Raw genomic sequence first — 15892 nt, 5'->3', positions numbered from 1 at the left:
CGCATTATAAAATAAGTGTTATGGTTCTTCTATTGTTTTTGGTCAATTATTGTCATTTCTTTTCAAAATGCTGCCCTATGTCATAACGCACACGTTTGCTAATCGTCTATTTAGATGAGTATTGTTAATGAAATGTTTTGATTTTTTATTCGGCGAACTATCAATAAATAGGATGGTTGGGAAACATTCTTACAAAGCATGTAAGAAGAAAATCACATCAAGTATCGCTAATAAACACCAGTTAGCTTATGCTTCAGCAGTCAAAAACAGTGTGGAAATAGGTGTAAAACGCTCAATATTTTCACCCTTAAGCCGATATAGAATCAGTAAAGACAATCATCAATGCAACCAGTGGCGTAAGAGTAATGAATATAATGGGTATTGCAATTGGCGCGACTGGATTGCTGCTACTGTTGATGTTTCTTTGGATGCTGGCACATTCATATCAACAAAAGCGGTTAGAACAAGAACGCCGACAGCGAGAAGTCGCCTATAGAAAAGCCTTAGAGCGCGATCGCAAACAAGAAGAACAATTGCGAATTAGCAAAGCCGAGAATGGCGATCTTGGCATGATCTTGTATTTAGCCAAAGAGGCAGAACGTAACCATTTACGTAAGGCATTGTATTGGTATAACAAAGCGGCTTTGCTAGACAGTGTCACAGGAATGTACGGGATTATTCGTATCAGCACTCGGATGCGTGACGATATGGTGCTCAGAGAGCAATCTAAGTACTGGAAGATCGCGATTGCTGCGATGGATGGTGATTTAAACGCAAAAGTTCAGATGGCAGAAGCGCTGTATTTTGGTCGCGGTGTCGAACAAAATATAGACAAAGGCTACCGTTTGATGGAAGAAGCGGCCCTTCAACAATATATTCCAGCGATGTTGTTTCTGGGCGATTGGATGATCGCACCCGAAAACCCAAACCCAAGCCCGCAAGCTTCGACTGAATGGTATAGAAAAGCCGCATTATTACGCAATAATGAGGGGCGGATGAAACTCGGCATGAACTATGTACACGGAATTGGGGTTGAAGAAGATTTTTCCCAAGGGTGTTACTGGTTAGAACGAGCGGCTGAGAAAGGGTATACCCCCGCGATGTATAAAGCTGGGGAAGTGTGGCTTGGTCATGGACTTCGTGGCCGCTCTGTCGCTTACATTTGGTTGTTTTTGGCCGGACAAATGGGCCATGAAGAAGCACGAGTTTTGCGAGAACAAGTGGCATTGAACTTGAGTGTGGACACGGTTGTCGGTTTACAATCGTTGTCGAAGCCGATGCTGAAACGAATCATGGATAATAAAGTGGGTAAGCATGCACTGATCAAAGCGCTGAATAAACTTTATAAGCGTGATATTGATTATACGTTGTATGACCCATCAACCGTTTTGGATGCTGAAGCCCCAGAGCACGAGGTATTGCAGGACGAACAAGGTTCACAATATGGTCACGTACAAGAAGCGACAACGGCAACTGCCACCACCGCTTCAACGACAAGCAATGCGCCTTTAAACTTCTCACATTCACCGATGGACAAACTCGCTCCGTAATGTCGCTAGAGTTTGAAACTCGGTTTTCTGTGTCGTCGATATCCATACCGCACCATAATTAAAAAAGCCCTGTGAATATTTTCACAGGGCTTTTGACTATTGGACGCAATATCAATGGGTTTCTATTTCCGTTCTACTTGAAGCGGTTAGGGTATAGACCAAATAGAATACCAAATCAGAACAACGGCACTTAGCTTGGGTGTTGTTCTTTTTGTTTTTGACGACAAACAGCGGCAGTAAAGACCACATCCGTTGAGCTGTTCAATGCCGTTTCAGCTGAGTCTTGAATCACACCAATAATAAAGCCGACCGCGACGACTTGCATGGCGATTTCATCAGGGATACCAAACAGGCTACAAGCGAGTGGGATCAGGAGTAATGAACCACCGGCAACGCCGGATGCACCGCAGGCAGAAATAGCAGCAACCAAGCTTAGAAGCAGTGCGGTAAGCAGATCAATTTGGATGCCTAGCGTGTGCGCTGCAGCGAGCGTCAATACGGTGATGGTGATTGCAGCACCCGCCATATTAATCGTCGCGCCTAATGGGATTGAAACCGAATAGGTATCCTCATCAAGCTTCAGCTTTTCACATAACGCCATGTTCACAGGGATATTGGCTGCACTTGAACGAGTAAAGAAGGCGGTAACACCGCTTTCACGCAAGCATTGGAATACCAGTGGGTAAGGGTTTTCACGTGTTTTATAAAGTACGATAAGTGGATTGACGACCAGAGCAATGATCGCCATGGTGCCCAGCAATACCGCCAGTAGATGTGCATAGCTGGCAAGCGCTGAGAAACCGGTGGTCGCCAACGTGGCAGACACAAGACCAAAGATACCAAATGGCGCGAGGCGAATAATAAAGCGTACGATTTGAGATACGCTATTGCTGAGATCTTCAAATACGGCTTTGGTGGTGCCCGACGCATGGTGCAGAGCTAGGCCCAAACCAATCGCCCACGCTAAGATACCGATGTAATTGGCATTCATTAACGCATGTACTGGGTTATCCACCAATTGGAATAGTAAGGTATGCAGTACTTCCGCAATGCCTTGTGGTGGTGTTGCCCCTTCAGCGCCAGAAACAAGAGTTAAAGTTGTTGGGAAAAGAAAACTCAGACTCACGGCGGTTAAGGCGGCGGTAAAGGTACCAAATAGGTAAAGCATGACGATTGGGCGCATATAGGTATGCTGGTTTTTACGTTGGTTTGCAATTGAAGCCGCAACCAAAATAAACACTAAGATTGGCGCGACGGCCTTTAGTGCGCCAACAAATAAGCTACCGAGTAAACCGGCATCTTTTGCGTATTCAGGTGAAATCAAAGCGAGGGCGACGCCTAAGACGATACCGACTAAGATTTGAAGCACTAAATTGCCTCGTGCAAATCGTGCTAAGAGAGAGTTGTGTTGCATATGAGTCCCTGCAAAGTATTAACGAGTTAAATGACTTACCCCAAGCGATAGATTTTATATTTTGACTTGGGAGATGCTCAACGAACGACGGTTGAGCTAATTTATACTAGCGACTTGAGATATTGTGTCTATAGATAATTGCTTTCTAGCATTAAAATTTATTTAAAATAGACAGATGTGAATAATGTGTTGCATATGTGGTTTTTGTTGGTGATAAAAAAATAAGCTAAGGCTTCTCATTTTATGAGGGGGCAGGAAGAGCGATCCGCCAATAACGTTATCAACGATAAGCGAAAAACGGCAATGGCTGCCGTTAGAGGCGGTGGACTTCACGGCGACGGTTATGGGCGCATGGGCATAACAGAGACAGTGCCGTTATGCTTTGTGCGCATGTGATCACACCACCATCAATGGTGATGCTTCATGCCATCCATCACTTTTTTAACCGGTGCTTGAAAGACTTGCTTTTCACCATTATCAAAGGTGAGCTCTACGGTGATCGTGTCGCCATCCACGAGCGGCTTGAGCAGTGAAAATAACATGATGTGTAAGCTACCGGGTTGTAAAGAAACTTGGCTGTGTGCCGGTATGTTGATCTGCTCAATTTTGCGCATTTGCATAATATCGCCATTGTGTACGACATCATGCAATTCCACTTTATTCGCCGCGGAGGTTGTGGCTGAAATAATGGTTCTATCTTGCTCACTATTATTGATTAAATCCATAAAAATGGCGCTTGTGATAGCATTTGGTGGTGTGGCGCGTGCGTAGGGATTTTGCGTAATAATATCGAACGCAGCATAGCTCATTGGGCTAAGGACCAGAGCGGTGAATAGAAGGGCTTTTTTAATCATTTATGGGCCTTTATTTTTGATTAAGTGTCTCTATTGCCGCCATTAATGGCGCTGGTGTGAGCGTATGGGATACTTTAGTGATCAGCGTGCCGTCAGGTGCGAGAAAATAGAAATAAGAATTATGGTCTAGTGTGTATTTCATTTCAGAGTCACTCAACTCTGTTCGTTTAAATACGACGCCATATCGGTTGGCTAGGGTCTGTATGGTAGCGATGTCACCTGATAGCCCATCAATCTGAGGGTGAAAGTATTGTGCGTAGGTATGCGCCACTTTTCCATCGTCTCGTGCAGGATCTAATGTGATGAAAGTGGGTCTGAGTTGCGCTCGTGTTTGCGGGTCTAACTGATTGAGTGCCGCGGCAAGCATGGCGAGAGACGTCGGGCAAACATCGGGACAATGTGTGAAGCCGAAATACACCACGCGTGTACGCGTATCGGCAGCATCAAATAATTGTACGGGGCGATTGCCTTTGCCTTGCAGTTCCACATCGAGTGACCCTACATCGAGCGAAGTTTCATTGTGGATAGCATCGCTGGGTTGATGGTCGAGAAAGACTTTTAATCCATACCCAAGCACAAAAGCAGTAATCAAAATCAAAGACCAGTTCTTGCTCATCGAATCATCCTTATTGCGACATTCATAGATTGCTGCCCATCAGATAGTTGACCAATCCATGTCATGTTTTTAGAACGGCATGCCGGTAGTAATACTTCCGCTTCAAACGTATGTTCCCCTGAGGCTTTCAGTTCAAATAACGCCATGCCCATATCCATCTCATAACCATGTAAGCTTAGTCGTAATGAGTCGGTTTGGTTATCTGGCCATGTGGCCACTACTTTTACTGGCGCAAGAGGTTGAGCGGTGTCGGATTCCATCGCGACGGTTATGTTACCTTGCTGGCATTCTTTGGTAGAGAGTTGGCAGTAATCGGAGAGATTGGCTGTTTCGCTGCTATAAAACCAGCCGGCGATATCCTTTGCAAAAAAACCTGCCAGGGCAACGATAACGAGTAGGATAAGTTTGATGGGAGTTGGCATAGACAGAATCAGACAATTAAATGAAACCTTATGCTATCACTTTGCTAACAATCGCGTTGTTTTCACTCATCGTTCTGTGCCGAACATCAAGATCCGATTAAACGATAATCCTGATTAGTCAGATTAACGCACATTGAGCGGATGAATTGATGGTATGAAAATCGAAGGAGAGGATATACATAAAACGATGCGAGCCCTTTTTAGCAAAGTACTCGCATTGCTTATGATGATTACTGATTACTGATTACTGATTGATGAATTGCTTAAATTTCGCTTTAGTTTCATCGTCTGCTTTTTGATACCAGAAGTGCAGCATTTCCTCAACGGTGTTGCTATCTGCCGCTTGCGCAGTGACTGCTCTAATAGGGGCTTGTGCGCTGTAAGCTCCAGCGACGGTAATGGCTGCAATGCCACCTGTTACGTTATAATCACCGGTTTCACGGACGTAATCTCGACCTAACTGTAAGCCATCTTTGATGAGTTCATCTTGCGCTACGGCGATCGGTTGGCCGTCGCTGGTGGTGAGTTTTAATTGCAGTTGTTTGATGTTTTTTTCTGCATCACGCTGATTCTTATATTCAGGTAGCTGGAATTCGATTTGTTGATCTTGCGCTTCAAATTTCGCGATGATGGCGGCACCATCCACGATGATACGATCGTTTCCTTGGCTAAAATAAGGCGTGTAACGCATCACAATTTGGTTTTCACCATCGGGTAAAGTTACGGTCTTTGATGAACTGAATAAGCCACCATCAATGTCCGGTTTTGCTTGATTGACGACAAGAAGTTCAACGTTGTCAGGGATTGTTAGCGTGACATCGGCATGGGCAAGGCCAGAAAAAACGAGACCAGCGAGTAGGGTTGTCATTGTTTTCATTATTAATTCCTAGATTTTGCAGCATAAATATAAAGATTGCCTACCGGCATCTCACATTGCAACCGTCGCAATGTGGGATGTTTAATAATTCACAGAAAATTCACACACTAAGGATCATTGACGTTGGTTGCAGTCGACGTAAACGACGTACTGTGTTGATCGGTAGACGGCTTTAAAAATCGCGATACCAGTCTGATGCTGGCATCGCGATGAATGAACGAATTGACGAATCACGTTTGGCGAGGGAATCGCTAAGCGTTCGCGGCTCGTACCTTTCCTTGCATTAGATTTTGAAGGACTTCAGATTTCGGCCCATCAGCAATGATCGAGCCTTTTTCCATCACAATGATGCGATCGGCCACATCGAGCATCGACGTTTTGTGCGTAATCAAAATTAAGGTTTCATTCTTATTTAATTGAGCGAGTTGCTGTTTAATGTGCATTTCAGAACGGTTATCCATCGCACTGGTTGGTTCGTCCATTAACAGTACGGGTGGACGCCCAAGAATCGCTCGTGCTATCGATACCGCTTGTCGTTGACCACCAGACAGCAGTTGCCCACCTTCACCGACTTGACGTTCTAAGCCTGCGGGATCTTGCTGAGTGAAACTGGTCACGCCGGCACGATTAGCGGCATCCATGACATCACGATCATCAGCAAGCGGTCGGCCTAATGTAATGTTGTCACGAATCGAACCGTAGAACAGATGGTTATCTTGTGGAACACAACCGATGTTTCGACGTATATCGATATGGTGTAATTGTTCAATATCGGTGTCATCAATACGAACATGCCCTTCCGTTGGCTTATATAGCCCCAAAATCAGTCGTTCTAAGGTGGTTTTACCTGAACCAATACGTCCTATGATCGCGACTTTCTCACCGGGATTAATCGTGAGACTTAAATCGCGAATGGAAGCCATTGGAGAGTCAGGGTAGTGGAAAGTCACTTTTTCTAATTCAATTTTGCCATGAATAATTGGACGGTGAATGTAGCGTTTTCCCTCTTCTTGTTCGTCTGGCATGCTCATGACCTGTTCGATGATGGTCATCGATGATTTTGCCTGATTATAACGAGTAGAGAGCAAGGATAATTGCACCATAGGACCAATGGCTCGACCACTTAACATCGTGGCGGCAATCAGCCCACCCATGGTGAGATTACCTTCTGCAATCAAATACACACCAAAAATAATCATACCAACGTTTGAGGCTTGCTGAACAAAGCTCGCGGTATTTTGAATGCCATCGGTGATACGGCGGCTCTTTATATTCCAGTTTGCCATGTGGGCAACCGCTTCTTCCCAACGAAATTGGAATTGGCTTTGTGCTCCAAAGAGTTTGACCGTTTCAAGGCCAGCGAGGCTTTCGATTAAGTTGGCGTATTTTTGCGAGGCTAAACGTGATCCTTCTTCAATTGCTCGGCGAAGCGGCCCTTGAATGAGTAAAGAGTAAATGATCAGAATAACGACGCCAGCAATAGGGACTAAAACAAGGTTTCCTGCCATTAGCCAAATGAGGAATAAGAACAAAATAGCAAAAGGCAGATCAATCAATGAGCCAATCGTCGCAGAAGTAAAGAACTCGCGAATGGATTCAAATTCTTGCAAATGGCGAGCGAAAGCCCCGACAGAGGGAGGACGAGATTCCATCCGTATACCGAGCACTTTGCTAAACAGCTTAGATGAAATCAAAATATCCGATTTCTTCCCCGCAACATCGATGAAGTAACTGCGCATCAACTTGAGCACGAGATCGAATAAGAATATGACGAAAATACCGCTCGCAAGTACCCACAATGTTTCAAACGCTAAGTTAGGGACGACTTTATCGTAAACGATACGGGTAAACATCGGCGCCGCAACGGCAAATAAATTGATGAGAATCGAAGCGATAAGCACATCGCGATAGATGTTTTTGGATTGCCAAATTGTTCCCCAAAACCAATGACCATCTTTGGTTTTGAGCACTTCTGGTGAGCGTTCGTCATAACGAAATTGCTTTTTGACGAGAAAATAACGGCCCACGTATTGTTGCTGTAGATCCTCAATGGGCACAGAAACGGGCACTAATTCGGATTCTCCGGTGACAATTTCTGCTTCGTTTGTGTTTCGGTTGTAACTGTTGAGTACGCAAGCATCGCCACCTTTCAGCAGCAATACAACGGGCAAAACGAGGTCAGAAATCGCCATGAGATCTGAACGGTTTTCTTTAGCAACGAGCCCTGCACGCTCAGCGGAGCGTGGAAAGAGAAAAGGGGTCAGCTTGCCATCGGATAATGGCAAGCCATTAATTAAAGCTTCTGGCGAATTTGCTAACCCGTAGTAACGGCTAACATAAATAAGCGAACTGAGTAAAGGATCCTGCATACAACCAGCCTTTTTTACTGCTATTTATCAACGATGAAGCCTTGGAAAACTTCAATAAAATGGTCAGACAAGAAATCAAGTTGTGTCTGAGTTTCTACACGAGAAGCGATGGTTTTTATGCCTAGATTGTGCGCGGTTCTAGAAATAGATGTTAAGGTGAATTTTTGTTTTTCATCTTCTAAGTGATGCGTGTATAGGTAGTCAAGCTTCACGTAAGCAGGACGGAATTCGTTAATATAATCGAGTGATTGGAAGTTTCTTCCGTAATTGTCTACCCCAAAGTTTGCCCCAGCAGCGCGCACCGCGTTGCAGAACAGCGCGGTATGATGGGGTTCATTAACAAAGCAGTTTTCAGGTATTTCAAAATGAATGTTTGGAGCAACATCTTTGTTTTTATTCAGTTGCTGACTTACCCAGCGAATAAAGCTCGGTTGCGCAATACTGCTTTGAGCAATGTTAATGGCCAGTGGCGCATCAATCTTATCTTGTCGAATTTTTGTAATCATAGTGGCAATGACATATTGGTCAAAGATATGACTGACATTGAGTTGCTCTAATGCAAACAAGTATTGAGGCGCACTGTAGCGAGCATCATCATGCTCAATCGCGGAGAAAACCTCATAGTGGTAGGTTTGTCCCCAGCTATTATTAGCAGGTTGCATACGGAAGCTAAACCAATCGTTACTCATGGCTTCTTCAACCAAGAGTCGCCACTGCTGTTTGCCCATGACCGTACGCGAATCATCACTGGTCGTGTAGCCGTAATGCAATTCTGGGTTCGATTTTGCCTCGGCAAGTGAGTTATCTAATAGGGTGAGAATGTCAGATGCTGAGCAGTTATTGGTATTGTGCACCACACCTAATGACGCGTTAGCTTTGGCCATGCCCGTTGGGTCGGCATCGAGGTTTTGGACGTAGGTAATGATGGTTTCTGCCAACAGTTTAAGTTCACTGTCGTCGATGTTCGGGATGATAAATCCAAATTCGTCCGATGAGATCCGTGAAATCACCATCTCGTTGGCGCTGAGTGAGGCGGTTAGGTGATCAGCGAACTCTCTCACTTTATGATCACCAACTTCATAGCCTTTCTCTTCATAAAGTTCTTTAAGGAAAGTCGCTTCCAGCATGGCCACACCACCATAGCCGCCTTCGCCAAGCCAAGAATTTAGTTGGCTCATATAGTAAGCACGATTGCCTAAGTTTGATACCGGATCGATGTAGGCTCTTTTTCTGAGATGTTGCGCTTCTTGTGCTTGAGCTTTGAAGGAGACTTCTAACTGTGATGACATGCTATTAATGCCGTCGACAACACAGATAAGATCAACAGTACTTGGCTGAGGTAATGGTTCACCGAAATGGTTGCGTGCCAATTGTTCCATTTTCTCGACAATTAAGTGCAATGGTTTGAGTGCGCGTTTCAAGATAAATGAAATGGAGAAAAGTCCAATCAGTAACACGATACAAAATACGATGACTAAGTTATTAAAAGCTTTCCAAAGTTGGGTGTAGGCACCACCAGGTTGGCTGACAATTTCAACTTCGGCTAACTGCATCCAACCACTGGTCAGCACTCTGCTGTCAGTAATTTTGTCAAATAAGCCTAAATTGACAAACCAATCAGGTACATTACTCGGTTGCACAGGGTAAGTTCTGAGGATCTCTTCGCCGCTATCAAGAAAGGTCAGTCTTACTACTGAGTAACTACTGCCATCAAATAGAGCATTGATCACCGATTCAACGGCGACCGTGTCTTTATCTTCTAGGTAAGGAGCAAGCGCGAGTCCTACCGTATTAATGGTATTGTTTACTTCAGAAATTTGTTGCTGTTCTAAGTTATTGCGAGTGGTGTTAAATTCGATGATGAACACCGAAACCATCAGCAATATCAAAACTGCGATCATCCCTGCAACGATTTGTTTATAAAGAGTCATAGTCCCTACTCATCGTAATTTATAATTGGTTTCCTTAGTTGGAGCGATTTCTCGCGAGCACGAAGGTCATTCCATAAACTTAATCGAGATGACTTTCCTGCCAACTGTCCATTTTGTGACTTCATTAACCAAAGGTTGATACCGTTGAAGCTGTATATGGGTAACAAGTCTTGCCGTTTCGACGCCGGCTTAATTTCTGGATTGATGTTATCCAGAATCAAAGGTTCAGCACTTGGACTCGCGTAATACGCCAGAACCATGTGAAACTGATTTAGTACAATCGCCTTAGCATACACGAGCCGAAGTTTTTTATCTGAGACTCCTAATTCCAATAGTGAGAAATACTTAGCGATAGTGAAATCTTCACAATCTCCGGCATTGCTGCCGAGAAACTCCAGCGGTGTGGCCCAGTAATCGTTTTGTCCCCATAGCCGTTCGTCGCTGACAAATTGAAGCTGGTTAAAAAAAGCGTTTACTTCAATCAGTTGCTCTTTCTCAGGTAAGGTCTTATACACGGCCATCTCATTGCGCCATGTGAGTACACGTATTCCAGCCCGCTCACCATACGTTTGTGAGACCTTATCCAATAAACGTTGCTCTTTTCGGTTAAGAGCTTGTGAGCTCGTTGAGCTCACAAGCACGATGACCATGAGTAAAGAGTATTGGAGAGCGTTCATGACCTTTTGTTGCATGTTACAAAAAAGCCAAGAGTGGTTACTCTTTAAGCGCATTGGTCTGTGCACTTAAAATAGGTTTAAGTAAATATTCCATCACGGTTCGCTTACCTGTAATGATATCTACAGAGGCGGTCATACCGGGAATGATCGGCAGTGAAGCATCTTTGTTTAAACTGGTCTCTAATGTACGAACACGCACTAAGTAAAAGCTGTTTCCTTCTTCATCGGTGTTGGTATCGGCGCTAATATGTTCTAGCGTGCCGTCTAATCCGCCGTACTTGGTAAAATCATAGGCACTGAATTTTACAATGGCATTCAATTCTGGACGCAGAAAGGCGATGTCTTGCGGCGCGATTTTAGCTTCGACTAACAGCGTATCTTCGCTCGGCACAATTTCAACAATGTCCATGCCGGGTTGGATTACGCCGCCAACCGTGTTGACGTATAAGGTTTTTACGGTGCCGGTAACGGGTGACAGCACCACGGTACGATTCACACGGTCTTCGAGCCCTACGGTGGATTCGGTCATTGCGGAAAGTTTATCTTGCGCTTGGTTGAGTTTTTCTCGTTGCTCTGAGCGGAATTGTTGGCCAGCATCAATACGGCTGAGCATGGCTTCCCTAATTGCGGATTTAAGTACAGGAACCTTGAGTTTACTTGAGGTCATTTCCCGACGAGTATCGTTCACTTGACGTTGTAATTTCAGTAATTCGATACGTGGTACCACACCTTCATCGGCAAGAGGTTTTGTTATCTCAAGCTCTTTACGGGCGAAGCTATAACTCTCACGAAGATTGCGAACTCGCGCTTCAATTTCGACCAAATCTTGTTGTTTTTGTTTTACTTGTTGATCAATTACAGAAATTTGATTTCGTAGTTCATTGAGATCTTGTCGGTATTCGGCTTGTTGGCGAGAAGCCAATTGTGGGCGTTGTTCTTCAAATCCCTCGGGATATTCGAGCTTGCTGTAATCAATGGTGACGTTTTTCTGCCAATTTGAAGTATCAAAATCTTCATTAATAGTGACACTGTCTAACGAGGCAGACAGCTGAATTACGTTTGCAGTGAGGTTGGCGACTTGTTGAGCGCGTTCACGGAAATCAGAACGGAAGCGCGTATCATCGATCAGTAACAGTTGTTGGCCTTTTTCAACCATCTGTCCTTCATGAACTAAAATTTCCTTTACCAGTCCGCCTTCTAAGTTTTGGATCACCTGGATCTGCGATGAAGGCACGACTTTTCCTTGGCCAACGGTCACTTTGTCGATCTCTGCCCATGATGCCCATCCAATTGCAATAATGAAAAACAGCAACATCAACCAAAGCATAATACGAGCACTATTGGGAGTATTGAGCAAGAGGGCGGCAGTTTTGTCATCCACGTAGTCTAATTCGTCAGAATCAAGACGATTGTAACTGCTTTTATTCATTGAGTTTCCCTAGCCTAAACCTCATGTATTAATCTGATTTTATTACCTAAACGTACATATGTTAAGAACTTGATGGTTAATATGCACATAGTTCTTAAGAAAAACGTAAACAATTAGGTAAAATGAGACATTGAGTACTCATACTAGTCTAGTTGCACTTCAAGGATAGATCTTGAGTTATCAATAATATGGGCGCACAATCACCAAAAAATGTTAAGGGAATGAAATGGAACTGGAAGATATTCGTCGTGAGTACAGTAAAGGCGGGCTACGTCGTAAGGATTTACGCTTGGATCCCGTTGATCAATTTAATCTTTGGCTACAACAGGCCATCGATGCAAAGTTGCTTGATCCTACGGCGATGACCGTTGCGACGGTTGATGAAACCGGCCAGCCATATCAACGCATCGTTCTCCTTAAACATTGTGATCATGATGGCTTCGTGTTTTATACCAATCTCGGCAGTCGTAAAGCGCAGCACATAGAGGGAAACACCAAAGTCAGTTTGCATTTTCCTTGGCACAACTTGGAGCGACAAGTCAATGTTTTAGGTGTGGCTGAAAAACTAACGGCCGCGGAAAACTTTAAATATTTTACCTCTCGCCCGAAAGAGAGCCAAATTGCGGCAATGGCAAGTAGACAAAGCCATCGTATTTCTGCCCGCGGCATCTTAGAAGGTAAGTATCTCGAATTGAAACAGAAATTTGCTAAGGGAGAAATTCCCGTGCCATCTTTTTGGGGGGGATACCGAATCAAACCAACCAGTATCGAGTTTTGGCAGGGGGGCGAGAACCGTCTTCACGATCGTTTCATCTATTCGCCAAACGCAGATTCAAAAGAGGAAGGTGGCTGGGATATTGATCGCTTGGCCCCTTAATGGGACATCGACCGACCCGAACGCCGCATTATGCGGCGTTTTCATTATTCAGCACGACGGAAAGCTGAATACGTAATAAGGTTTGTGGAATATGAGAACCGTAACCTCGCTCTAACGCGATATCAATAAGCTGGGCCTTACTGTGGGCACAAAATTTTGATCTTAGCCGCGCGACATAACCTTCAAACGTTTTGATTGAAATATTCATGGCCGCGGCGATGTACGTCGGTTTCTTGCCATATAACAATAAAAACAACACTTCTTCCTCACGTGCGGTGAGCTTTTCTTTTATTCCGTGTAATTGGTCAATTTTCGGCAGTTTGAGATTGCCACTAAGACCGGTTGCTCGGCATATCCAATGGCCGACTTCCAGTATGGCCGTCTCAGTGAGGTCTTGACCAAAAAAGATCGTGCCTTGAACATTGCCGTGATCATCGAACCAGGGTTTTTTCGTGAAGATGTGGGCACGCCAGCAACCATCCGCGTAGGGATGGATATCGAGAATTTTGAGTGAGCGTTGTGTATTGATGACATGCTGATCTTGTAGACGAAAATCGTCTGCGCAGACTGTTGTTGGGCTTGGCATGTCATGGTCGGTTAAACCGATAACCTGCTCCGCGGTTTGAAAGCCGATCAATTGCGCATAAGCTTGATTGACATCGACAAAAACTGAGTTCAAGTCTTTGCAACCCCAGTAGCCAGGCAGTTGGTTTATAAGCGAATCATTTTTGCGGTTTACCGAGGTCAATTGCGATGTCTCATTTGTGATACTGGATGGGAATATAGTAAGAGATTCAATAAATTGAAGATATAAAAAAAGCCAGATATTTCATCAACATCTGGCAAATACAAGAATATTTCTTGTCGACGTGTAGAAGAGGTTCTATCACCCTGCGAGGGTCTGCTGGGCGACAGAGATATCAACAATAAAACCATTGATATCGACAGTGGTACTGGGTACCAAAGCGTAGTGAGACTTTACTCTTCGACTTTGAGACGAGAAAGGGGGGAATTCCCCCTGTATTCTGTTTATTGTGACTTCTATCTAATTGATTTCACGAACAATGCGGAAACCAACATAATTTGCGGTGCTGGTGGGCGCTAAGTAAAGGCGCGCATGTGCAACCGCCTGATCTGGTGAGAAATTCCATGCGCCGCCTTTTGCAATGCCTTGTGAACTACTGGTCCACTGCCAGACGTTACCCACGGTATCATAAAGACCAAGTGGGTTGGCTTTAAATGACTTGACCGGTGATGTACTGGTGTTTGACCATGGTGAGCTGCTCCAGCCGGTATTCGCTTCACCAGCAACAAAGTGGTCTCCCCACCAGTAATTTGTCTGACTTCCCGCACGTGAGGCAATTTCCCACTCATCTTCGTTGGGTAAGCGGTATTGAGAACCGGTCTGCTGGCTTAGCCATTTTGCATAAGCTTTGGCGTCATTTTGGCTGATACAAACCACTGGCGAATCGGCACCTTGTTTGAAACCTGGGTTACGCCAATAGCTTTTTGCGATAGCAGTGACTTCGCCATCAACAATGGTTGTGCAGGTATTTTTTAGTTCGGCGTCAGTTTGATAGTCGGTTTGACGGACAAAGTGATCGAATTGCGCCACCGTCACAGGAAGCGCACCAATACCGAAAGCATGATCAAGGTGAACTTGATTTGAACCATGCTCGCCGATCAGGTATTCACCAGGAACCATCGCAACCAGTTGCGGAGCTTCAATGCCACCTTTGATAAGATCCGCAAATTTCTCTCCCGCGCTTAAGCGGTTGATAGTCTCCTTTAGATTTACGCGCAATGGATAATCGGATTTGATATTCAGGCTTTGATCAAATGTCTGATAACCCTCTTTTTGGATGACAATATGATGCGATCCTACCGGTAACATAATCTCGACAGGCGTACTACCATAAGAGACGCCGTCTACCATGACGTTATCATCATACTGGTTAGAGCGAACAAACAGGGTTACCCAGGCAATTTCTTTTTCGTTGTTAAACTGTTCGGCTGAAGCGTAACCGGGCGCGAAACAATGCTGTTTATCGACACCTAAAAGTGTACACGGCGTGGAATCGTTAAGACGAGATTCCAAATCGACGTTCATCACCGTGCGGTAGCGCTCACCATCGTAAAATCCGGATTCGCTGACTTTGTGGCGCAAGACGTGAATATTCAGTGATGTTTTGGCGATATTTGATTGAACCAGTTTGGATTCTGTCGTTTTTTCAATCAGCTCAGCTTGAAATTGCTTCACCGCTTTCTGCAAGGCGAGTTCGCGTGTTTGGTTGTCACATTGCGCAATCGTCATGCTGGAATGGCAGCGGTTGGTAAAGCTGACATTGATTTGGTTGCTTGGCGAAAGTTCGGTTTTTAAGCGTTCAACGCGTGCGCGTACTTTCTGACTGTCTAATGCCGTTATTGCTTGTTCAAGAGTCTGAATGTCCGCTTTTTGTTGCTCGTAGATGTGTTTTTCATCTTCCAGCGTTTGCTCGGAATTAAGGGCATATTGTTGATGTTGTTTTAGGTCTTTCCATGCATCTTGATAGGCTTTTTGTGACGCAGCAAGGTCCACGTTGGGATCATCAATCATCTGCTTATAATCGATTTCAAGCTGCGCTTTTGTGGCTAGAAATTTGGTATTAAACGTTTGCTGATCATGTTCCGTTTGCTGTTGCTTGTCTTGCAACTGAGCAATATTTTGTTGTTGTGTGTTATGTGCTTCTAACGCATTTTTTAGCTTGGCGTGCGTAGACAGCAGTTGGTCTTCAATGGAAACAACAGTCGGTGCTGCCGTCTCTGCCATTGCATGAGTGCTGATGAGGCATGGCGATAGGGCCAGCAAAAGAGTAGGTAAAGTTGTTCGCATCGTA

Annotated in this window: 13 protein-coding genes; 2 read left to right on the top strand and 11 right to left on the bottom strand. The window is 44.6% G+C overall.

Annotation, left to right across the window (positions count from 1 at the left end):
• The first annotated feature begins 365 nt into the window (after nt 1-365).
• Complete coding sequence (locus OJ16_RS15905; RefSeq protein WP_040992228.1) at nt 366-1550, top strand: tetratricopeptide repeat protein; 1185 nt, start codon at nt 366-368, stop codon at nt 1548-1550.
• 190 nt (nt 1551-1740) lie between these two features.
• Here the strand turns inward: OJ16_RS15905 and sstT are convergent, their stop codons facing one another.
• From sstT to OJ16_RS15860, 9 genes are all read right to left on the bottom strand, one after another.
• On the bottom strand, nt 1741-2964 hold the full coding sequence (gene sstT / locus OJ16_RS15900; protein WP_040992227.1) for a serine/threonine transporter SstT: 1224 nt from the start codon (nt 2962-2964) through the stop codon (nt 1741-1743).
• Nucleotides 2965-3371: 407 nt separating this feature from the next.
• The gene (locus OJ16_RS15895) at nt 3372-3818 is read right to left on the bottom strand and encodes a copper chaperone PCu(A)C (RefSeq protein ID WP_040992226.1); all 447 of its coding nucleotides are present in this window, start codon (nt 3816-3818) and stop codon (nt 3372-3374) included.
• Between the two features lie 10 nt (nt 3819-3828).
• Nucleotides 3829-4434 carry an SCO family protein gene (locus OJ16_RS15890; protein ID WP_040992225.1) on the bottom strand — a complete coding sequence of 202 codons (606 nt, stop codon included), beginning with the start codon at nt 4432-4434 and terminating at the stop codon, nt 3829-3831.
• Nucleotides 4431-4856, bottom strand: a complete 426-nt coding sequence (locus OJ16_RS15885; protein WP_040992224.1) for a hypothetical protein — start codon at nt 4854-4856, stop codon at nt 4431-4433. Before OJ16_RS15885 ends, OJ16_RS15890 begins: the two co-directional genes overlap by 4 nt.
• A 244-nt stretch (nt 4857-5100) precedes the next feature.
• Entirely contained in the window at nt 5101-5733 is a 633-nt protein-coding gene (locus tag OJ16_RS15880; protein WP_040992223.1) for a DUF2057 family protein, read from the bottom strand.
• Between the two features lie 251 nt (nt 5734-5984).
• A complete protein-coding gene (locus OJ16_RS15875) occupies nt 5985-8102 on the bottom strand; it encodes a type I secretion system permease/ATPase (protein ID WP_040992222.1) in 2118 nt (705 codons plus the stop codon).
• A gap of 20 nt (nt 8103-8122) precedes the next feature.
• The gene (locus OJ16_RS15870) at nt 8123-10033 is read right to left on the bottom strand and encodes a bifunctional diguanylate cyclase/phosphodiesterase (protein WP_040992221.1); all 1911 of its coding nucleotides are present in this window, start codon (nt 10031-10033) and stop codon (nt 8123-8125) included.
• Nucleotides 10034-10038: 5 nt separating this feature from the next.
• Complete coding sequence (locus OJ16_RS15865) at nt 10039-10710, bottom strand: transglutaminase-like cysteine peptidase (protein WP_040992730.1); 672 nt, start codon at nt 10708-10710, stop codon at nt 10039-10041.
• A 37-nt stretch (nt 10711-10747) separates the two neighbouring features.
• Nucleotides 10748-12139, bottom strand: a complete 1392-nt coding sequence (locus tag OJ16_RS15860; protein ID WP_040992220.1) for an HlyD family type I secretion periplasmic adaptor subunit — start codon at nt 12137-12139, stop codon at nt 10748-10750.
• Nucleotides 12140-12365: 226 nt separating this feature from the next.
• Between OJ16_RS15860 and pdxH the strand changes: the two genes are divergently transcribed.
• Nucleotides 12366-13016: a pyridoxamine 5'-phosphate oxidase gene (gene pdxH / locus OJ16_RS15855; RefSeq protein ID WP_040992219.1), complete on the top strand. Its 651-nt coding sequence runs from the start codon at nt 12366-12368 to the stop codon at nt 13014-13016.
• 28 nt (nt 13017-13044) lie between these two features.
• Here pdxH and OJ16_RS15850 read toward each other — a convergent pair whose 3' ends face one another.
• Both OJ16_RS15850 and OJ16_RS15845 read right to left on the bottom strand, forming a co-directional pair.
• Nucleotides 13045-13764 carry a helix-turn-helix transcriptional regulator gene (locus OJ16_RS15850; RefSeq protein ID WP_040992218.1) on the bottom strand — a complete coding sequence of 240 codons (720 nt, stop codon included), beginning with the start codon at nt 13762-13764 and terminating at the stop codon, nt 13045-13047.
• Nucleotides 13765-14061: 297 nt separating this feature from the next.
• Nucleotides 14062-15888, bottom strand: coding sequence for a formylglycine-generating enzyme family protein (locus OJ16_RS15845; RefSeq protein WP_040992217.1), 1827 nt, complete (start codon nt 15886-15888; stop codon nt 14062-14064).
• Between the last annotated feature and the right edge of the window lie 4 nt (nt 15889-15892).

This window comes from Vibrio renipiscarius (genome assembly GCF_000827885.1).
GTDB classification, from domain to species: Bacteria; Pseudomonadota; Gammaproteobacteria; order Enterobacterales; family Vibrionaceae; genus Vibrio; species Vibrio renipiscarius.
The sequence above is the reverse complement of the archived record's forward strand: the minus strand, read 5'-3'. Positions and strand labels throughout refer to the sequence as shown.